Annotated in this window: 12 protein-coding genes; 5 read left to right on the forward strand and 7 right to left on the reverse strand. The window is 45.5% G+C overall.

The window, feature by feature from the left end; translation table 11 throughout:
• Positions 1-72 precede the first annotated feature (72 nt).
• Positions 73-2,655 carry a GH116 family glycosyl-hydrolase gene (locus L6I86_RS01750; protein ID WP_236284190.1) on the reverse strand — a complete coding sequence of 861 codons (2,583 nt, stop codon included), beginning with the start codon at positions 2,653-2,655 and terminating at the stop codon, positions 73-75.
• Between the two features lie 55 nt (positions 2,656-2,710).
• On the opposite strand from L6I86_RS01750, the gene L6I86_RS01755 reads away from it, so the two are divergent.
• Positions 2,711-3,679: an AraC family transcriptional regulator gene (locus L6I86_RS01755; RefSeq protein ID WP_236284191.1), complete on the forward strand. Its 969-nt coding sequence runs from the start codon at positions 2,711-2,713 to the stop codon at positions 3,677-3,679.
• 39 nt (positions 3,680-3,718) lie between these two features.
• Here L6I86_RS01755 and L6I86_RS01760 read toward each other — a convergent pair whose 3' ends face one another.
• From L6I86_RS01760 to L6I86_RS01775, 4 genes are all read right to left on the reverse strand, one after another.
• A complete protein-coding gene (locus tag L6I86_RS01760; RefSeq protein ID WP_236284192.1) occupies positions 3,719-9,976 on the reverse strand; it encodes an OmpL47-type beta-barrel domain-containing protein in 6,258 nt (2,085 codons plus the stop codon).
• Between the two features lie 90 nt (positions 9,977-10,066).
• A complete protein-coding gene (locus L6I86_RS01765) occupies positions 10,067-11,614 on the reverse strand; it encodes an ABC transporter substrate-binding protein (RefSeq protein WP_236284193.1) in 1,548 nt (515 codons plus the stop codon).
• A gap of 71 nt (positions 11,615-11,685) precedes the next feature.
• The gene (locus L6I86_RS01770; RefSeq protein WP_236284194.1) at positions 11,686-12,594 is read right to left on the reverse strand and encodes a carbohydrate ABC transporter permease; all 909 of its coding nucleotides are present in this window, start codon (positions 12,592-12,594) and stop codon (positions 11,686-11,688) included.
• Positions 12,595-12,606: 12 nt separating this feature from the next.
• The gene (locus L6I86_RS01775; protein WP_236284195.1) at positions 12,607-13,509 is read right to left on the reverse strand and encodes an ABC transporter permease; all 903 of its coding nucleotides are present in this window, start codon (positions 13,507-13,509) and stop codon (positions 12,607-12,609) included.
• 271 nt (positions 13,510-13,780) lie between these two features.
• Between L6I86_RS01775 and L6I86_RS01780 the strand changes: the two genes are divergently transcribed.
• The 4 genes from L6I86_RS01780 to L6I86_RS01795 all read left to right on the forward strand — a co-directional run bounded on the left by L6I86_RS01780 (position 13,781) and on the right by L6I86_RS01795 (position 18,873).
• Entirely contained in the window at positions 13,781-14,632 is an 852-nt protein-coding gene (locus L6I86_RS01780; protein WP_236284196.1) for a helix-turn-helix transcriptional regulator, read from the forward strand.
• A gap of 278 nt (positions 14,633-14,910) precedes the next feature.
• A complete protein-coding gene (locus L6I86_RS01785) occupies positions 14,911-17,244 on the forward strand; it encodes a glycoside hydrolase family 2 protein (protein ID WP_236284197.1) in 2,334 nt (777 codons plus the stop codon).
• Between the two features lie 13 nt (positions 17,245-17,257).
• Positions 17,258-17,908, forward strand: coding sequence for a D-sedoheptulose-7-phosphate isomerase (locus tag L6I86_RS01790; protein WP_236284198.1), 651 nt, complete (start codon positions 17,258-17,260; stop codon positions 17,906-17,908).
• Positions 17,905-18,873, forward strand: coding sequence for an ROK family protein (locus L6I86_RS01795; RefSeq protein WP_236284199.1), 969 nt, complete (start codon positions 17,905-17,907; stop codon positions 18,871-18,873). Before L6I86_RS01790 ends, L6I86_RS01795 begins: the two co-directional genes overlap by 4 nt.
• A gap of 22 nt (positions 18,874-18,895) precedes the next feature.
• On the opposite strand, the gene L6I86_RS01800 is transcribed toward L6I86_RS01795, so the two are convergent.
• Positions 18,896-21,247 (reverse strand): AraC family transcriptional regulator, encoded by a 2,352-nt coding sequence (locus L6I86_RS01800; RefSeq protein WP_236284200.1) that lies wholly within the window; start codon positions 21,245-21,247, stop codon positions 18,896-18,898.
• A 232-nt stretch (positions 21,248-21,479) separates the two neighbouring features.
• Positions 21,480-22,577, reverse strand: coding sequence for an SGNH/GDSL hydrolase family protein (locus L6I86_RS01805; protein ID WP_236284201.1), 1,098 nt, complete (start codon positions 22,575-22,577; stop codon positions 21,480-21,482).

Below are 22,577 nucleotides of genomic sequence, written 5' to 3' on the forward strand. Positions count from 1 at the left end.
GCATTAGGCCAACTGGCCCAGACTGGATCTCCGACTCCAAAGTCCCTAACAGGAACCGCATGGCACCAAATGTCACTTACGGAGCTTTATTACAAGCGGATGTGTCGTATCTAGCGTATATCCACCAGCAAAATGTATCTCATTATCTTCGATTGTGTACGCCAAGTTATCGCCATTCGATTGAATTTGTTCAATAGCAATAAGTTGCTCCGCGGGAAGTTTAAATACCTTTAAGTGGAGTTGCCCTCCTAAAATTTGAAGGCGTATTTGCTCCTCACATTTCTCGAAGGTCCCCCAGCCTGCATCGAGTGACCAGAAGATACGGAATATCCCCTCTTCGAATTGTTCGGGTTTGAAACCAATCATGCCATTAACCATATTGTACTCAAATCCGCTGAAAGCCTGCAGCAAGGAGTAGCTTGCCATCGATCTTGCATAATTACTGCCGCACTCGATTTCGTTCCATGGATTGCGTTTTTCGCCGTCGTAACGATTACGAATAGCTTCCACGATTGATATCCCCTCTTCGATGAATCCTTCTTGAATCATGTGCGAGGCTGCTTGATATTCAAACCCCGTCATTGTTTCCGTATTGTACGTCAATGGAATAGCTGGTTTACTTATTCCTTCGGGCCATGTGCAGATCACAAGTCCCCCCTCATTACCCAGCGAGTACAACCTCCAGGTATTGGCCTCGTGTCTCATGCTGGTTTTAAAATTATATTGATACAGTGACTGCAAGGCGGTACGAGTTTGGCCTTTATCAAAAATTTCGCCTAACCCCGATAAATTAGCATGCCACTGCGCAATGACTTGGTCGATCACACAGCCTTCGGCTACCTGATATTTGATTTCCCCTAATTCCACATTCCAATAGTGACGAACCGTTTCCTCGTCGAATTGATCTAGCAAGGATTTATCCGATAAATCCACTCGTTGAACGTAATACTGGCCATTGAATAGGTGCTCATCTACCCACTGTTTACCGGTTTGAAACAAGTTGCTGAATTCCTCTGATGTCTTCTGATCGCCTAAGAACTCAGCCATTTCGGCTCCCGCTTTGAGCGCAGCCAAATAAAATCCGCTCAACCAGGAGTTTGGACCGTAAAGCTCCATATCCAACGTATGGTGTTGTTTGCCTACAAGAACTCCTCTCTTTTCGGTGTCCCACTTGTCCTCATTGGTGTCAGACCAAGCATATTCAATCGATTGCTTGATGGCGGGCCAGACAGATCGCAACCACTCCGTATCTCCTGAGATTTTCCAATCGCGATAAACTTTCATGACACCGCCGAATTGTCCGTCCGCACAGGCGCGGAAGTCCATCCTCTCGCGACCTAGAGGGAGCATCAAGCGGAATGACATTCTGCCATCCTCGCGTTTATTGTACGTGAAATCTAGATCCCTCATGCTGCGTTCCAGCCTCGGAAACAAAAACGGCAATGCGTAAGCGTAGTTCCACACATGTGTACAAGATCCTTCGCAACATCCGGTGTCCTCGATGACACCTTCAAATCCATAAAAAGAACCATCGGTTAGACGTAAGCTAGTCGCCGATTTAAGGACAGATAAGTTCGCGGAAACCGCGTCTTTGACAACATCAGGCACGGTGGAAGAAAACAGTGCTTCTTTAAATGTAAGTGTCCTTTCGTATAAATAATTCCAATGTTTAAAAGCATACTTCGCGCTTGCCCGAGAATCTTCAAACAGGGTCGCATAGTAATTTCGCCAGACATTAGGACCATCTGGATTCGGATTCCAATAATTATTCACATTCGGAAAGCTCCAACTAATTGTGAATCTAATCTTTTTCTTCTCGCCAGGCATCAGTTCCGCATGCGCAGCTAGCGATGCTGTATCTCTCCTGCGCACAGGTGGCTCATCCTCGCGGTACTGCCTGTTGTTCAATTGCCCAGGCTGCGTAAAGTCATGCCAGAACATCTCAAGATTATCGCACCACCCGCCACGGTACCAGAATTCTTGGTAGCTAATAGCTGCCGCATCTGTGGCAATCGTTATATCGCCAAAATAAGGATCTTCACTGTTAAACTGATTCGATCCTAACAGAATCGAATGGACGCCATCGCTTTCACTGTACTGGTGAACAACCTTCTCTGTTGGAATCGGATTGCCGGCAGACAGACATAACGTATAGGTGAGCGGCACTTCGTCCGTATTTTCCAGCTCCCACTCGAAAAAGGCAGCGGGAATACTGGAATCATCCTCTTGAAGGGGGATAAATGGATTAAAAGCTACTAATTCAATACGTCCTGGGAACCTTGATTCCGCGAACGACATTTCAGCAAATGGGAATTCTCCCCTGAACTCAACTTCTTCGAAATGCGGCATGCCTGCCATTGTCTGGCTCTCCGGTCCGAAGCCATATCCGCTATGTAAAGGAGCGTTTCGAACATGTTCACCTACGTAAGAAGCTTGCAAATCTCCATTTAACACGCGTGCATTAAGAACTTTCCCATGCCTTTCTGCTTTTATTGCAAAGTGGCTAAAACCGTTGAAGCTCTTTTTGTTTGGCCGATTAAAGATTTCCCAATCCACCAATCTTCCATTCCCCGACAAGCCTATACATCCACTTCCTATCCCACCTAACGGAAAGCTGATTTCTCGCGTTTTGGCGCCTTTATACACGTTTTTCATGTGTATCCTCCCATTGTAAAATGCTATACTTAAGTCATCTACTCCCTTTATCATAATGGAAAAACAAACTAAATTCTTTGTGGATAAACCGCTTTTTTTATGTAAAAAACAACTGCAATCGCATCGTGAAAGAGGTGTACTATTTGTGATTTTAGAAAATTATGCGGTTGCTCCTTTTATTCGTATCGCGGGTTATGCAGTCCGACCTCCGTTTATTTTAGGTGAGCGCAACTTGCTGGATTATATCCTCTTTTATGTGCAGGAAGGACAGTTTGAAATTCAACTTGGCGGTGATACCCATTTGTTGAAGGAAGGCGACCTCTGCCTGTTTCAGCCTGGTGATGTGCATACCATTAAGGGGATTACTCCTACGATTAATCCATATATTCACCTTGATTTTTTCTATAATCCTTTGAGGGAAAGCAGCTTTGTAACCCTGCCTGGGCAATTGGACATGACTCCCTACGCCTCTTATATGCAACCTAGGATGCATGATTGCCAGGATCTCCGAATCCCATTTAAGCTGGAGACGGCCCACTCGAATAAAATGAGAGATCTGGTGCTGAAAATGATCGAGTGCTGGCAGTCTCAAACGTATACTGGCGTCATGGAAGCCAATCAGCTTGCCCACGAATGGCTGACTCTTGTATTTAAACTCTATATGAAACCCCAAATGGTGTCGGTATCTCCCCAACCTTTTTTGAATTGGATCACGTCTTACTTTGCATTTCATATTTCCGAACCGATCAATGTCATCGATATGGCCAATAGAGCCGGGCTTTCGCCGTCTAGATTTAACGTGCTCTTCAAACAACATTTTGGCACGACACCTTACCAATATTTGTTGCATTTACGCATCGAACATGCACGAGAATTATTAAACGAAGGCGTCTCTATTCAGAAAGTGAGTGAATACTGCGGCTTTACGGACGTTCATCATTTCTCCAAAACATTTAAATCCATTATAGGTACTAGCCCTGGTACTTATAGAAGAAACGAAAAAAAAGAATGGTCTGCCTTTTGAGCGCAGCCATTCTTTTTCAAATGATGAGATCGACTTCTTTTACAATTGAAATATAACTGTAGGATCCGTTGCTACGTTCCGTACCAGTTCTCTGTACGTCCCATTGTAAGTCATGCCAAATGTATACGATCCAGGCAATAACTCCTTGCTAACGCCTCCGCTTGTTGTAGCGCCAATCGTCTGCCAACTTCCCGCATAGTAGGTTGCCACACCACCGTCTAACAGATTCCCTTGACTGTCCTTCAGCTGTACAGTGACCTTGACCGTCTGAAATACGACTACGGGGTCTGTTCCTGTATTTTGTACTATTTCCTTATATCTTCCCCCATACGTCATGCCAAAGGTATAGGAGCTAGGCAGTACCTCCTTGCTGATCTCGCCTCCGCTTGTATTGCCGATGGTCCGCCAGCTTCCTGCATAATACTTCACCGTACCACTATCGAGGGGATTCCCCAGACTATCCTTTAACTGTACCTTGGCCTTGACGGTCTGAAATACGACGACAGCGTCCGTTCCTGTATGTTGTACAATCTCCTTATACGTTCCCTCATACGTGATGCCAAAGGTATAGCCCTTATCCTGTAAAGATTTGCTTGCATTTCCCAAGGCATCCGTTACGCCAAAATCTTTCCATCCGCCGTCGTAGTATTTAACCACTCCGCCGTTTAAGGGATTGCCGGTACTGTCCTTGAGTTGAACCTTCACCGTTGAAGTGGCAAGATTGAAGCTTATGCTCTTGGCTGTCTCGCTGTTGCCCGCTGCGTCGGTTGCTCGGTATAGGACCGTATAAGCCCCCTGCTTATCAAAGGTGAGCGAAGTCGTATAAGGCGTCCATGTCGCGCCGTTATTCACGCTGTAGACGACCTGCCAAACGCCAGACACGTTGTCAGTAGCGCTTAATGTGACTGTAACAGGGCTGACGTAGGTACCGCTTGGTCCGTCAGGCGCAGATGGGGCTACGACGGACGTTGTTGTTGGAGCCGTTCCGTCGATACGGACATTGACGGTTTGCGTCGCTTCCTGATTACCAGCCAAATCCTTGCTGTAATAATCCAGCGTATGCACACCTTCGCCAGTGATAGAGATCGTATTCCCAGCGATGTAAGCTCCATGATCCAAGCTGTAGAACGTGCCCGCGACGCCACTTCCTGAGTCACTCGCAGTCAAGTGAATAACTTGAGCCGATGTCTGCCAGCCGGATGGTGCATCACTGACCGTAACGGGAGGCACATCATCGACGGTCAATGGTCTGACCTCTACGTCATCAACATAGAACGGAGTGCCGTTACCCTGAGTTTCGGTGTATAAAAACATGGTCGTTTCGGTTACAACACCCGTTTCATTAATAATCAGACTCCCTTGCACTTGTTTCCATTCTGTAGCATTTAGCGATGGACTGACGAACACAATATACTGCCTAATCACAGGATCACCGTCTACCTTATATTGCAAACCGATCCTGATCGTCTCGGTTGCGGTAGGAGCAGATGCTAGTTTCGCCCAGGTTGAATAGTAATAGGGTTTGCCTTTTACAAGTGGGACAGGAAATTTAACGCCTCCGTATTTATCTGTCTTCGTCAACAATAAGGACTGCTGGCCCGAATGATGTTCCGTCGAAGTCAGGGAAGGCACGGCCTGATAAGCGTAATTAGGAGGGGCTAACGTACTGCCTTCCATGCCAGGATCTACAATAAGGTTTGTGCCTTTTACCGCGTTCGTCGGTGCTGTTACCGTAACCGTTGTAATGGCCCCAATGCCCGAATCATCCGAGGTTGCTTTAATTTGGGTTATGCCCGTACCCACGCCTGTAACCATCCCATTGGCATCGACGACCGCCACAACCGTATTGGCGGATTCCCATTTGATCACCTTATTCGTTGCATTGGCCGGTGTTACCGTCGCGACAAGCGTTTGCTGATTGCCGAGCGGCAAGCTGAGTGAAGTTGGTGTTAGCGACACCCCAGTAACCGCAACCGTAGCATCTACGGTGACAAGCACAGATGCGACTTTCCCGCCATCTACCGTCGTTGCCGTTACGGTTGCCGTGCCCAAGCTTGCACCATACACCATGCCGTTCATATCCACGGTCGCTACACTTGGATTGCTCGAACGCCAGATTAATTCTTTATTGCTTACATTCACTGGTGTGAACCCAGGAACCAATGCTTTGGTTTTACCAACACCTACCATCATTGAGGTCGCACCAAAACTTATATTCGATGGATGAACCCAAACCGAACTTCCCGAATCTGTTATTGGCTTAACCGCAACGTCATCGACATAGTAAACGCCGCCTGGATTGTCAATCTCCGTATAGAGATACATCAGAACATTCGTTACGACTCCTGATTCTTGAATCGTGTAAGTACCTTCGATCTGTGTCCACTCTCCCGCTTTCAGACCAGGGCTTGTGAAAATAATGAGTTGCTTGGGAGGACCCCCGTCCAAGTTATATTGGATTCCCACCCTTAAAAATTCATTGGTCGTCGTGCCTGTTGCCAACTTGGCCCAAGCTGAGTACGTATACGGCTTGCCTTTTTCCACATTCACTGGAAAACTAATACTGCCGTAACGTGTCGATTTCGTGATCTTGACGGACTGATGGCCGCTATGTGATTGTGTCGTATCCTTTGCAGCAGTCGCATTCTGCAGCATATATTGTGAAGTTTTACTTCCTTCAAATCCCGGATCTTCAATGAGATTATCTCCTTTTAGTGCAACAGTTGGCTTTATTTCCAATTGTACGGAATCCAAACTGAAAGCTCCGGAAGCCGTAGTTGGCACAACTTGGAGCTGTTTGATAGTTCCCGTCCAAGCAGCTAAGCTTGATGTATCAAACACATACTCGCGATAAACGGAATCATTTGGGAGAATATGGGAAGAGATCATTTTCGCCTCATTCCAACTGGTATCCCCGGTCGTCGTAAAATAAATCTTCGCCTCTTCGCCGCTTGTCATATTGTTCATGCTGACTCGAATCCGCCTAATATCAGAAGCCGCAATATCCAAAACGTCCGGTGAAAGAATAGCAGGCTGCACACTTCCGGAAATCCCATTTGAAGTTCCGCTGAATACACCATTCGCCACGACGGGATTCGTGATTTGGCTGTTAGCCGTCCAACCGCTGCTCGTCGCAAAATCCCATGTGATCGCCGTTGGATACACACTCACTTTTTGCGCAGTGGCATCCCACTTCGCAACTGCGCCAAATGCTTGGCGAAGATAGCTGAGAGGCACCATCACCGTTCCGTTCGTAAGCTTGACAGGCGCATGCTCTAACGAAATCGCCTGACTTCCCTTATAAGCGATGCTATCGCCAACCTTTACTTTATAGACAACGTTATCTTTCACAGCCAACAGAGTATTCGTCGCAGGGTCCCATTCCGGCTTTGCGCCGATTTGCAGGTACATATCTTTCATGGGAACCATGACGATGCCATCTTGTAAAAGCGCAGGCTGGCTGAACGGTTTGTAAGTGCCGTCCACGTAAGTCCGAATACCCGGCTGCGGAGAATAAATTGTTCGAATGTAATCAATACTGATCGGTCCTACAGCCGAAATTGGATCGATCCGCATTTGCCGGATAGTCCCCGTCCAGTTCTTGTTTCTCCACGCCTCAACAATGTACTCCGTATAACCACTATCCAACGGATTTACAAAGAAGCCGACAGCTTTAGCCTCATTCCAGGTTCCATCTGTCTCCGTCGTAAAGAAGAAGCGGCCGTCAATATCATTCGCACTGTTCTTCATTCGAATCACAATATAAGGAATATCCTCTGCCTTAATCCCGAGGTGATCAGTGGAACGTATGCCGGGATCGGTATTGTTCGTTACCCCCGAAAAACTGCCGTCCTGTACGGTCACGCCCACAATCTGCTTCTCAACTGTCCAGCCCTCCGCGTCGCCAGGCGTATTGAATTCCCACATGTTCCCGTAGACATTGGTCATCACTGGCTGTGGTTGGTTCAAATTAGGAACCACTCTCCCCGAAGGATACAAGGTATTGATCCGATCCTTCTGAGTCTGCGTCGGTACGCTGTCCGTATGCTGTGTACTGCTTCCAAACACATTGCGAATGGAATCCACATAACCGAAACCGGCCAGCCCGGCAGGCATAATAAAGTGACCTTCTCCAAACTCATTCCAGTTATCTAACATCACCAGCTTCTTGCCAAGACTGCCCGCAGGAAGCGATGGCATAAAGCTATCCTTCGTCCACTGCGCCAATGACTGGAATTCCGACGGCGTCGCATAATAACCGAAGTTCAGGCCCCAAGCCGTATCATCTCTCCCCATGCTCAAACCGGGGATAATATCAATAGCACCAGCATCTTTCTCTTGCGTCATTTTCAGTTTCTGAAATTCCGGATGGCCACCGAAGGAGCCCCAGGAATACGCATATACCGCATCAAAGCCGACCGCTTTGCGGTTCAACAATTGCTGCGAATCCGTCCCGTTATACACATTCAGCAGAATAATATCCGCAAACCCCGCTTTTTTCACTTCGCTTCGTAAGTAGTCCAGTTCCGCCTTAGCGGTCGAAATACTGTTGCCAAAGGCTTTTATCATCTCCTCATAATTGTAGATCGTAAAGACAGGTTTATTATCAATGGTCAAATAACGCGGATCTTTAAAGTAATATTCAATCCAGTAAGGAACTAAGTTCGTTCGGAAATCTGTTGCGTCTTTGACTTTAGAGTTTAGATTTTCAAACATAATCGCAAATTTAGTTGTATGGCTATATTCGCTATTAAAGTAGCCGTTATCCAAAGCATGGGATAAATAAGAATCTTTAATCGGCATCCTATTGGTGTCTCCGCCAATGGGCCTGAACCAGCAGGACATCTGGAAATCGATGCCGTGCTCTTCCAGCCATTTCGACTCCCAATCCGCCGTTTCCGGATTACCTTCATCATAAAACCCAAGAAGAGGCGTCCGATCCGGGTAAGGCTGAATCATATCCCACCCCAGATGATGGCCTTCCCGCCACATCGGGCAGCTTTGAACGCCCACAAGCGGAGCGTCCATGCTCTTACTGACGGCAACAGGGGCCAGCACATAGTCGGCCGGGAGCGGCACCATTTTATACAAGAGAATATCATCGAGCCACATCTCTCCCCGATACGAAGCAGGGGTTGTAAATTTTATGCTATCAATGGCTGTCACGCCTGAAGCGAGCGCCACACCTTCCTCTTGAAGCTTATCATTGATATAGATATCCGCTGTAGCCGTCGCCCAGTTCACTTTGATCTGAATGTGCGTCCACAGATTTGCTAGATACTTGTAATCCAACGAGACAGTTTGCCCGCTGCCGTTGACATATGCCAAGTAATCGCCCGCTGTCGTTAATTTGATGACGCTCGTCGTTCCGCTCCTTAGCTCAGCTTCTAATACATCCACCTTCTGCTTGTAAAGAACCTTGAAGTCATAGGTAAAATTATCCGACATTGGCGATATCGCTTTCGACAGACTCATACTGCCGGTCGCACTGGCCGCACTCAGCTTCATACTATTGATATCTGGCTGAGGCGAACTAAGCATGCTGCCGACCGTGATTGCGCCGCCTGACGTAACTGCCGTCCAATCCTGCGGAATCGCACCACCGTCAACGACCGATATGAGCCTCTCATTCACGGCGTACCCTTTATAAAGTTTTAAAGGACCAAAGTAGAAATCCCCCATGGAGGCACCGCCTGTTTGCACTTGAAACCGGTTCAGTGTCGTTACCGCATTTTTGAAGGGTGCACCGTTCGCCTTCATCACACCATTGATATACACATCTGTTGTGTGCGTGTTCAGGTTGATAACGACCTTGATGCCATATTCGATGTTCGCCACATAGGTTTGCAAGGGAAGCACAGTGGTTGGGGACGTTTCCAGACTAAGCATATTGTTTTGTGTAATTAAGCTGACGCCTACGACCTCATCGCTGAGCAACTGCCACTTCAAGCCGTCAATGACTGACATAGGCTTAATGCGAAATTCCATGGTCAGATTACCTGCGCTCTGCGAAACAAACTTCTTGTTCATCGAAACAGGCAGTACCATGCTCGTATCGCTGATTTTGAAATTCGTGTTATACAGGGAGACCAGCGCCCCTCCTGCAGCACGAACATCCCACCCGGACGGCTGGCTATTCCCTGGCGTCAAGGCTGACATGAACGAAAAATCGTCGTCAATCAAATAACCCACTTCCGGATTGGCGACATCCGCTCTAACTTGCGTTGGCTGAAACATGAAAATGACAGCGTATACAAATAAAAATGTAACGATTATGCCTAACAGCTTTTTACCCATCATTAAACTCCCTTTCCTAATGAATTAGCTTTTATAAAAACAATGACCCTACTTATAATTAGTAGAGTCATTGTTGTCACGAGTTTAACTTTATTTATTACCAGCCTTCCAAGCATCATATTGCTTCTGGATTTCAGCCATCACTTTGTCTATGCCAGCATCCACCAGCTTTTTCTTCGTGTCCTCGACGTACTTCGGATAATCCGGCATGGATCCCGTCGTAAAGATCGGGTTCGCCTCTTTATTTACGGCATTGATTTGCGCAATCTCCGTTTTGACCGGCTCGTTATTAAAAACAAATCCGAGCAGACCCGAAGCCTTACCATTGTCATTTGTTTTTCTCATCGCTTCCAAAGCTTTCGTTGAATTCCAGTTGGAATCCCATTGATCCCAAAGCGGCCCAAGCCAGTTGTGCCAAATCGCCCACGTTTGTTCAGCACCGCTCTTGGCTTCGATCGTTGGGTTAGCATCTTTAACCGTACCCGATTTAACCGTGTAATTTTTACCTTCAACGCCATAAGCAAGTGTATTCAATAAGTACTTATCACTCCAAATATAATCGAGCAGCATCATCGCTCTTTCTGGATTCTTCGACGTTGCACTAATCGCTGTCGCAGCAGCAGTCATGGAAGCAGTTGAAATGGTCGGCTGGGAGCTGAATGTTTCAACCGTTGGGAATCCATAGGTGCTCGTCGATTTCGACCCATCCTCGGTATAACCACCTGAATCGCGCAGCACGGCATATTTCCCTGATTTCGCTTCAGCTAAATAATCCGTTTTAATCGCTGCATCCTTGGCAATATAACCTTTCTTATAGAAATCATTCATAATTCTATAATTTTCATAATTTTGCGGAATATCGAGCGTTTTGACGAATTTACCATCTTTCTCGCTAAAAGATATCCCGCCTACAACGGTTGTATAGTCAGGTAATCCTACGCCAGAGGTTGCTCCGTTTGCCGTCGCAATGACCGGAATGATGTTCGGCTCATTTTCCTTAATCGTTTTCAGGAATGGCTCTAAGTCACTAAGACTCTTAACGCTTTTATAATCAAATTTATATTTTTCAACTAAATCCTTTTTAAATACATACGCAGATGCCGGACTGTAAGGTGTCTGTGCAGGAATCGCCATGATTTTCCCTTTATACGTAACAGCTTTCCAAGCGCGAGGATCTACTTTCTTTAAAATATTTTGACCATACTTCTGCAATAAGTCATCGAGGGGCATAAAGGCACCCTTTTGCACATTCGCATTTAAGTTATTGGACGAATTGGAAGTAAATACGAGATCATAGGGCTCACCGGCAGCTGATTTCAGCTTGATTTTATCTTCCCAGCCCGCATTATCAATTAAATTAAAGTGTACATTGGCGTTCAATTTTTCCTTGATCAGTTTGTTCGCTGCCGCTTCAACCGCTTCCTGATCCTTCATATTGTCGATCGGTTTTGGCATGTACCAGCTAATATCCACATAATCTTTCGTCGGATTCGTACTGGCTGCCGTACTAGCAGCTGGGCTAGCGCTTTCACTCGTTTTGTCAGTTGTAGAGCAGCCGCTAATCACAATCGTTGTTGCAAGCAAGACGGATGTTCCTGGTCCGAACCATTTTGAAACTTTTGTTTTTTGACCTTTCACGTGGATTGCCTCCCTTATATTGTCTTTATATAATTTACAGACGCAGCGCGTTTCTCCTGCACCTGAAACTACTAACCTTTGACAGAACCTACCGTTAATCCCTGGACGAAATACTTCTGAAACAGCGGGAAAACAAGCAACATCGGTCCTGCAGCCAAAATACACATCGCCATGCGAGCACTTAAAGAAGGTACTTGCATACCTGGTTTCACAAGTCCATATTGGATGGCTTCACTCGAATTCAGATACTCCATATTTTTTAGAACACGAATAAGTAAATATTGCAGCTTCATTAAATTGTTCTGATCCATATAAAGCAAGGTCAGCCACCAATCATTCCAGTATTGGAGTGCAAAGAACAGACCTAAGGTCGCCAGCGCTGGTTTGGATATTTGCAGAACAATTTGGGTAAATATTCGCAACTCGCCTGCGCCGTCCATTTTAGCTGACTCAATAATGGCATCTGGTATCGTTTGCAAGAAACCTTTCATCAACAGCACGAACCAGCCGCTAATCAGATAGGGCAAAATGAGTGCCAAGATGTTGTTGCGGAGTCCCAACCATTTCACCATGAGGATATAGGAAGGAACCATCCCCCCATGAAAGAGCATCGTGAAGAAGATGAAGAACGCAAGGAACGTACGATAGGAATAATCTTTACGCGAAATGGCATAAGCGTAGGTCGTGGTTACCCACATCCCAATCAAAGAACCGATGATCGTCGTTCCGATCGTAACTAGATAGGAATTTAGCAGAACGGTTGGCTCACGCAGAATCACCTTATACGCATCTAACGTAAAGTTCTTAGGTATCATGGAATACCCAAATTTGATAATGTCATTTTCGGTTTGAAATGAGGTGCCGATAATGACAAGAAAAGGAAACACGCACACGGCACACAACAAGATAAATGAGATATGAATCACTAATTTTCCTATTGTCAGTGTAGGTCGTAACCGCATAGCTTTGTGTGGATTCATAGTCGATGCTCCTTAGAAAAGTGAATTTTCAGGATTAATCCTTCTTACGATCGTATTGGTAATCAAAACGAGGCAAAACCCGACAATCGATTGGAAGAAGCCTGCTGCCGATGCCATCCCAATATCCCCCATATCGATCAGTGAGCGATAAACGAAAGTATCAATGACGTCTGTCGTCTGATAAATTAAGGATGAATTCAACGTCACATTGTAAAACAGACCGAAATCACTGTAGCAGATACTTCCGATTTGAAGGATAACCAACATGGTAATCATCGGTTTGATCATCGGAATTGAGATCGAAAAAGCTTGCCTAAACTTACTCGCTCCATCAATTTTCGCTGCATCATAATACTCAGCATCAATACCCATCAGAGCAGCGTAATAGATGACCGATCCATACCCAAGCCCCTTCCAAACAGCAGCTGCCACTAGGATGTACGGCCAATACTGAGGTTCGCTGTACCAGAGGATGGGTGCTTTACCCACAGCAACCAAGATACTATTGATAACACCGTGATCCATATCAAACAGCGCCCTGAAGGCAAATCCAGCAACCACCCAGGAAATAAAGTAAGGAATAAACAAAATCGTTTGATACACCTTTACAAATTTTCGACTCAACTCAAATAACAATAAGGCAATGACGATGGAGAGAAATGTCCCCAATATTATGAAAACCATGTTATACAGGAGCGTATTGCGCAGAACGCGATAAAGGACATTGCCACTAAATAAGAAACCGAAATTGTCAAACCCGACCCAAGGGCTATTCCAAATTCCCAGATTGTACTTATAATTCTTAAAAGGGAGCAGCAATCCGTAAAGCGGCACATAATTAAAGAGTAAAATCAACAGGAAGCCTGGCAGTGCCAGCAGGGTCACTCCGATATTTTTCTTGAAAATTCTTACCATCCATCCAACACATCCTAGCTTTGTAATTTTGACTGCCATCTCGGTCGTTACCCCAACTTTAGGGGATGCCCTGGCGAATGTATATTATGAACTAGGTATTTTCCTCTAAAAATGTGTAGGTTAGGTCCCTTTCGACAGGATAGAAAACTCCAAATCAAGTGAGTTCCTCTAACCTTCGTAGTCATGGAAAGGAAACTGTGTTGTATCCTCCTCCTAAGGCGAATGACATTGTATACTACACACATGGGAAGACATGGAGAGGAGCGTAGACATGCGAAAAGGATCAGTGCCATATCGCTATATGATCGATGAATTTCTTACTCCGTCTTTTCATTTCAGTATCTCCGAATATGAAGTAAGCCGGTTTCACGATTTGCATGGTCATGAATTTTTTGAGATGGAAATTATTTTATCTGGAAAAGGCAAACAGATTTTGAACGGAGAATCCTCTCGACTCATCCCCGGCTCGGTTTACCTTTTAACCCCTGTCGATTTCCATACCATTATTCCTGATCCTGGTTTTCCACTTCGTTTAATTAATTTGAAATTTACCGAGGAGTGGCTCGATGAGGAATTGCGACTCTTACTCTTTAGCCAGCCTAATCGCTTGTCCATTTGCTGCGAGAGCGAGCAACTCATTTACATCGAAATGGAGTGCCGCCGATTATTGGCGGAAAGCATGGCGTCTCAAATCGGCAAAAAACAAGCAATCCGCGCCACGTTGGACAGATTGCTTGTTGATCTGCTGCGTATGATTCCGACTGATCCTCAGACTATCCTAGAAACGCCTTCCAGCGATGTGCCAGAACGGATCAAACTGCGCAAAGCCTTAAACTATATCGATTTCCATTTTCGTGAACCGATTACACTAAAACAAGCTGCAGCACATACACCATGGAGCCCGAACTATTTTAGCGAAAAATTCAGTACCATCATCGGTCAATCGTTTCAGCAATATGTGCAGGAGCACAGGCTTCATTATGCCCATAGGCTGCTGCTCAATTCCAGCTTGCCCGTTACGGAAATAGCGCTGGCATCCGGCTTTAATTCCTTGCCTTATTTTATTCGTTGTTTTAAAAGTAAGTATGGGGTGTCTCCGAGTGCTGGGCGGCGGGCTTTGTGAATTGCAGCCACTTCATTTACGATCCCAGGCTGGTTAGCTTTCCCCCTCAAATCTGGCGATGAATCTCATCCATATGCAATAACTCATGCTGCCTTCAAACCTGCTACACAACTCCACTTTAGGTGATGATCTCGGGAAAGTATATTACACATTAAGCAGTTTCATTCAAATTTAGTAATATCCGAAAATCGTGCAATTTTTCTGAACATACGGCAAGTTTTATCCTAACCTCCCTTATACAATGAGTTCATTGGCACTTAATTGAGGGAGGGTTTCTAATGACAAATGAACTGTGCCTGGACGGACAATGGAAGCTTGTTTATTATCCGCAAGGAGAATGGCAAATCCACCATCCAGATGAATTGAGCAAATTAGGTTTACCTTCTATTCATGCTTCTGTTCCCGGGAATGTGGAGCTGGACTTGGTAAGCAGCGGCCTGCTTCCTGAGCCCTTCCTAGGTACGAATATTAGTGAGCTTCGTCCTTACGAACTTTATGAGTGGTGGTACAGTCTAGAGTTCATCGCTCCGCCCCAGATGGAAGGCAAGAAAACCGAACTGGTCTTTCAAGGTGTAGACTGCATCGCAACCTATTGGCTGAATGGGGAGGAGCTTGGCTCCAGCGACAATATGTTTATCGAGGTAAGACTCGAGACAACGAATTCACTGCTCTGCCATAGTGTAAACAAGCTTTTTGTACGGTTGCGTTCCCCCATTATAGAGGCCGGGCTTCGCAGCACTGACGCCATTTGTTACGGGCCACTTACGAATGGCGAGCAGCTATACGTTCGAAAAGCGGCTCATAGCTTCGGATGGGATATTATGCCCCGCGCGGTTTCTGCAGGCATATGGCGATCCGTATCGTTGGTCGCAATTGAGGAGCATGCGTTGAACGATCTGTATTTCTATACAGTATCTGTTGAAAAAAATCTTTCGGCTGCAGAAATCGGACTGTTCTACAGAGTGGCAACTGATCCTGCGTATTTTTATCATGGATTGGAGATTCGGGTAACAGGCAAATCGGGAGCATCGGAGTTTCAGATTTGCAAGCCAGTGTTATTCAATGTAGGTTCCTTAACCATATCCCTCAAGAAACCACTGCTCTGGTGGCCGAATGGGTATGGGGAGGCCCATCTCTATGAGGTTACGACCGAATTGCTACATCAGGGACGTGTACTCGCTTCGCGTACGGAGCAGATCGGCGTGCGTCAAGTCCATTTGTTTCGCACAGAAACAACCACAATGGAAGCTGGCGGCGAATTTCTATTTAAAGTCAATCACACCTCGATCATGTGCAAAGGCTCAAATTGGGTTCCGATGGATGCGTTTCATAGCCAAGACGCACGTCGCTACGAGACGGCTCTCCAGCTATTCACTGAAACAGGCTGCAACATCGTCCGATGCTGGGGAGGAAATGTCTATGAGGACCATGCTTTTTTTGACTTCTGCGACAGTCATGGGTTGATGGTCTGGCAGGACTTTGCAATGGCTTGCGCTGTCTATCCACAAACGCCCGAATTCCGTGATGCCATGCGACTTGAGGCTCGCTCCGTTGTCAAAAAATTACGGAATCATGCTTCGCTTGTTTTATGGTGCGGGGATAACGAATGTGACGAGGCTTATCAGTGGTATGGTTTGCCTGATCCTAGTATGAATCAGATCACCCGTACACTGCTTCCGCAAGTTATCCAGCAATATGATCCTCACCGGGCTTATTTACCAAGCTCTCCCTACTTGTCTCCTGAGGTTATCCGATCAGGGAACATGAACTTAGCTCCTGAACGACATCTTTGGGGGCCGCGCGATTATTATAAAAGCTCCTTTTATAAGACGAGTACGGACCATTTTATCAGTGAAATCGGCTATCATGGCTGTCCGAATCTATCGTCAATCCAGAAGTTCATCGAACCCGATCATCTATGGCCATTTAACAGTAAGGATGAGCAATGGGTCGCCCACGCAACGGACGTTAGCGGCTCACAAGGTCATAACGCGACGCGTATCCAATTGATGGCGAATCAAATTAAGGAATTGTTCGGAGCCATTCCTGACGCTTTGGAGGATTTCATACTCGCATCGCAAATTTCCCAAGCTGAGGCCAAGAAGTTCTTCATCGAGACGACTCGGCTCAAAAAATGGCGTAAAACAGGGATCATTTGGTGGAATATGATTGACGGTTGGCCGCAATTCTCAGATGCCGTCGTTGATTATTACTATGGCAAGAAGTTGGCTTTTCATTACATCCAAAGAAGCCAAGTCCCTGTCTGCATCATGATCGATGAACCTGAGAATTGGCATGTGCGAGTAGCTGTAGGCAATGACTCCCGAGAATCCGCTGCTGGTTCATATCGCATTTGGGATGCCGATTCCAAAGAAACGCTTATGGAAGGTAGGTTCGAGGTGGAGGCGAACGGGACTGCCGAGCTTGGGAAAATCCCAATTTCCCATTCCAACCAGCAATTGTTTCTATTGGAATGGAACCTCAATGGACGAACCTATGGCAATCACTATCTGCTTGGCTTCCCAGCGTTTTCCTTGGAAACCTATAAAGGCTGGCTGCCGCAAATTGCCGCAATTTCTAACGATTTCCGAGCCGATGAGATTGGTCGATAAAGGGGATTTTACTATGGAGCGAATGTTAATCGAAAACTATATGCAGCAACTCGTGGAGCGATACCCAGACTTGGAAAGTTGTACATCTGACATTATTGCAGCATTCCAGTTATGCGCAAACACGTTCCATTTATCCGGTAAAATGCTGCTATGCGGCAATGGGGGGAGCGCCTCCGATTGTGATCATATTGCCGGTGAACTGATGAAAGGCTTTCTATCCAAAAGGCCTGTCCCCGTATCTTTTCGTGGTTCCTTAGTCAAAGCGTGGAATGAGCAAGAGGGAGCCTATTTAGCAGATCATCTGCAGCAGGCACTTCCCGCCATTTCACTTACCAATCACGCTGCCTTGATAACTGCGTATGCTAATGATGTAGAACCGGAGATGATTTTTGCCCAACAAGTGTATGGCTATGGGAAAAAGGGAGATGTCCTCCTAGCTCTCTCCACTTCCGGGAATTCTGCGAATATCCTTCGGGCTGTTCAGACCGCAAGAGCGATAGGAATGTCTACGATCGGATTAACCGGAAAACAGGCAGGCCGGTTAAAAGAGTTATGCGACGTGACCATTAGGGTGCCTTGGGAGCGTACACCGGATATCCAGGAGCGGCACCTTCCGATTTATCACATTCTATGTACGATGTTGGAAAGGGAGTTTTTCGGATGATGACGATCCTTGCTGGCATTGATATTGGAGGAACCAAGTGTGCCGTTACCGTCGGACGACGGAAGGATCATAATGAGATTACCCTACTTGGCAAAGTTCAATTTCCCACTCCCACAGATCCGTATCAGACCACTACGAAGCTTAATTCTGTCTTAGCGCAATTAATGCTTGAACAAGGTGGTTCACTCGCAGCGATTGGCATCAGTTGCGGGGGGCCGCTGGATAGCAAAACAGGGGTCATCCTTTCACCACCGAATTTGCCTGGCTGGGATCACATCCCCATTACTTCGTTAATCAAAGAACACTTTGGTGTTCCCGTTGGCTTACAGAATGATGCCAATGCCTGTGCGTTGGCAGAATGGCGCTGGGGTGCGGGCGTTGGAACCCGGAATATGATATTCCTGACCTTCGGTACGGGTATGGGCGCTGGCCTTATTCTGGATGGCAAGCTATATACGGGGACCAATGATATGGCTGGTGAGATGGGTCATATGAGGCTTGAGCCTACAGGACCCATCGGTTATGGCAAAGCCGGTTCCTTCGAAGGCTTCTGCAGCGGAGGCGGCATCGCCCAATTGGGTCGAATGAAAGCCGCGGAAGCTTTGGCGATTGGGCAACCTCCGAGCTTTTGCCAGTCCGAGTCGCAATTGGACGCGATGACAGCTCAGCAGATCGCGGAGGCCGCGCAATCAGGCGATCTTTTAGCCTTACAAGTATTTCGTACTGTGGGGGTACAGCTTGGAAAAGGGCTATCTGTCCTGGTGGACCTTCTAAACCCCGAGTTAATCGTAATTGGCAGCATTTATGCCAGACAGCGGGACCTGCTTGAAGCTTTCGCACTTGAGGAACTTCAAAGGGAGGCGCTCCCTCACGCTCATCGTGTATGCCGCGTTGTCCCTGCCGGGTTAGGAGAACTTGTAGGCGATTACGCTAGTCTGTCCGTTGCGGAATATCAGGTGATGTGACATAGCCAATGGCTTTGCTATCTTACTTTTGAATCAAATTCGTCATATTTCTCCGTAAGGCATATTCCTTCGGTGTGACCTTATATTTCTTTTTGAACAAGCTGAAAAAATAGGTTTCATTCAAGATCCCAACCTTTTCAGCAATTTCGTACACACTAAGGTCATCTTGGATAAGAAGGTCTGCCGCTTTGGCTAATCTAAACTCGTTAATAAAATCAGGAATCGAGATACGGGTAGCTTCCTTATAGGTCTTGCTTAAATTCCTTGTCGATATTTTCATCATCGAAGCGATCGAAGTCAAGCTCAAGGAAGGGTCTTGATAGTGGTTATGAATGTATTCTGTGACCGCATCTACCAAAAAGTAATTTAGTTTATTGGCATTTCCCTCGAAATCTTTTTTGAACGAATCTTGCAGGGCACCTACAATGATCTGATGAATCTCGGCAATCGTCTCCTTCTCCAAGATATTGCGACTGATCGAAGAGATGTGCAAAGATGGCGCAGCTGTCACTTTCATTTCTTCTAGCGTCTCAATAACTACATCTACAAGTCTAATGATGGAGACTAAAGCATTGTGATAGTTTAGCGTGCCCAGCTCTTCAAATAGATTCCCCAAAACCTCTTCTATTACTGCGGTGTTGCTCGATTTCATCGCTTCCACAAGCCATTCCTCATGATTTTTGGAATATCCTGTTTTTTTGCTTTCCACATTTTTCTTAACCGTTTCGTAGGTAATGACGGAGAAATGTCCTAGTAATAAGCGATACATCCCCTGATCGAGAGCCTTATGATACATGCCATTCAATTCCTGCATCTGACTCGTCTTTTCACTAATCGATGCCGTAAAGGAGATTTTAAAAAATCGGGAAACATTCTCTTGAACTTCTTTTATAAGCGAGTAGATATGTGATTGAAACTGATCATCTTCTTCCGGCATACTGACAATCAATACGACATGATCGTCCTTCATATCAAGTCCTTCGTTAGGGTACTTTCTAGCCATAATTTCTGATGCAATATTGATCATAGCAAAGCGAATCGTATCTTTATCCTTGGCATGGAACGCAAGTTGAAATTCCTTATAGTTATCAATCTTTAATAAACATATGGCATAGGAACCATCCAAAACCAAAGAAATCCTCATTTCTTTAAAAATGCTTTCCAATTCTGACCTGCCGATCGATAAGCTTTCCGTGAGCAGTCTGCTTAACCAATAATGCTTCATGACGTCTTTGTATTGCATCTTCTCCTTATCGTAATGATCGAGCATTTCCATAGATTGTCTATAAACGGTGTTCAAATAAGAGATCTCATCGACGACCTCGTCTTTGTCCGATCTCCGTATCCGATCCAGCATGATCGAATTCACCAGTTTCCCCACTGGACCATATATTTTCCGGGAAATAACAATGGATATCACAATTGCCATGACAAGAAAAATGAGCGTGATGATGATAATGCTATTTCTTAAGCTGTTGATATAGGTATAGATTTCAAGAACAGGCTGCGTTTTTAACAGCGTCATCCCCGTGTTGTCGACATTTGTGTAAGTGACTAAATATTTCGTTCCGCCATGCTTGCTTTGAAAAAAACCATCTCGATCGGCCTGTGGATGTGCTGTTTTATACGCCAAAAAGTCAGTTTTCAGCCACTTCTTGATGGCAGCATCATTGGTACCATTATCCAAGTACTCGCCAACCTGATCCAGAATAAAAACGTTGTCTCCCTTTTGTTTATCAATCATATTGATTAGATTAATATTCTCCAGCAACCACTCCGGTTTAACGTTAATAACGACAACGCCATCCGGCTTAGCCCCACTCACCGTCGTTTCGTATATGAAATAGGAGAATACATATTCAGGTTCGGTTACCCCATTTACCAGTTTCTTGATATCACGGAAAATCGGTTTCAACTTTGGCAGCGCTTGATCCGAATTAATAAAGTCGTAGAGCATCTGATCTTTAAAAAATAAAGGAAAACCCGTACTATAGGATTGATCCAGATTCCGATTATAAATGCCAATCGAGTGAATATAAGGAATAGCTGAAGTGACAGAGCTAACGACTTTAGACATGTGGCTTGACACTTCAATCATATCTTCCTTTTTCGCATACATAATAGCGGTTACATCACTGTTCAAGTAAAGAAATTTCGATAAATTGGAAATCGTTTGATCCATAAAAGACATATTATACTTGACCTGATAAAGTATTTTCTGATTAGCTGCATATTCATTTTTGACCAAAAGATTTTGCGAATTAATATAAATAACCGTTGAAAGAACAACAACAAGAATCAATATAGCTACGCTAATCCAAAGAACCATTTTTATAAAATAGGCTTTAGCTCCTAAAAAAGCTTTTATGTTCATGTCTTTATATTCCCCTTTATTCGAAGTGAAAGCGACTGGCATGCACCAGTCCCACCGCGCAATCCAATGCCTATACACCTACAATTTGGGTGTCATCTAAATGTAATTGAATGAAGTTGGAATGTATACTTTAATATAAGTCATTTCCTATAAATAAGGGAACTTAAAAAAAATCGCCCCGCCCGGAACTACGATCCGGACAAGGCGATTCACAAAATAGTCTAAAACGCTGTTAGAATATCAGCTTACCAAGAATAGGGCTAATTGTTTCCGCTATCCGAAAATAGCCTAAATCCGAAGGGTGAATACCATCTGTGGTACATTCCTGGTAATCCGCCCCTAACAACTCTGCACCGTCACAGAAGTGGAGATTCGCATCCCCTTCTTGCTGCAATCGCTCAACGATAGCCATTTGAAGCTGTTTGCGTTCTTCGCGACGGCGAAGCATGGTTTCGTCAAAAGCTTCCTTCGCTAGTCGAATCTGTGATAGGACGAGAATTGGAACTTCAGGATGGCGGGAACGATAAATCCGGATAAATTCAGGCAATGATTCCTGAAGCCGTTCTGTACTAGGCGTATTCGCTTCATAATCCAGAACAAGCAATGCCGGTTCATCGATTTGACTGATCAAATGGGCGAGCTCCGGCTCTCCTTGTGCATTTCCAGAGAAACCGAGATTCACAATTTCAATCGGAAATTTCCGACTTAAAATGTTGGAGTAAGCCATACCAGGTCTCGACGCGCAAGCGCCATGGGTAATGGATGTCCCGTATATAAGTACTTTCTTGTTGGTTGCAAAGCCAGGAAATTCAGCTACCGATGAAGAAGGATCCACACCTATCCAAATCTCCTTCACGCCTTGATATAGCGGAAGATTAAGTGTGATTTCCCGCATTTCCCATGGTAAGGATTCAAAGAGTATGGATTCGTATTCATTTTGCGACTGATCAAAGCGAGTGGTATTTACATAAAGCTGAGCTCCCGTTGAACCGATATAGCAATCAACCCCACATTGACCAGTGGCAGGCATTTGGTACATAGTGGCCCTGTCAGCCAGAATAACCCTTACAGAAAGTTTAGGTGAATCTGTCTGGAAACGAATCTGCACGCCTGCTGTATAATTCGCAAGCCGATCTACCTCTGATCGAATCGGATGGCTTGGTTCAAGTGGCAATCTTCGATATACGCCGTCTTGTTCCAGCCAAGGCAGTCCTGTTATCCGAAAAGGTTCACTTCGCGGTGAGTGCCATTCCCAGTCGTTTTTGGTATCTACTTCAACTTTCATACTACTGTCCAGCTTCTCGATCTCATTCTTCCTTGATGCATTCAT

This window comes from Paenibacillus allorhizoplanae (genome assembly GCF_927798215.1).
Classification (GTDB): domain Bacteria; phylum Bacillota; class Bacilli; order Paenibacillales; family NBRC-103111; genus Paenibacillus_E; species Paenibacillus_E allorhizoplanae.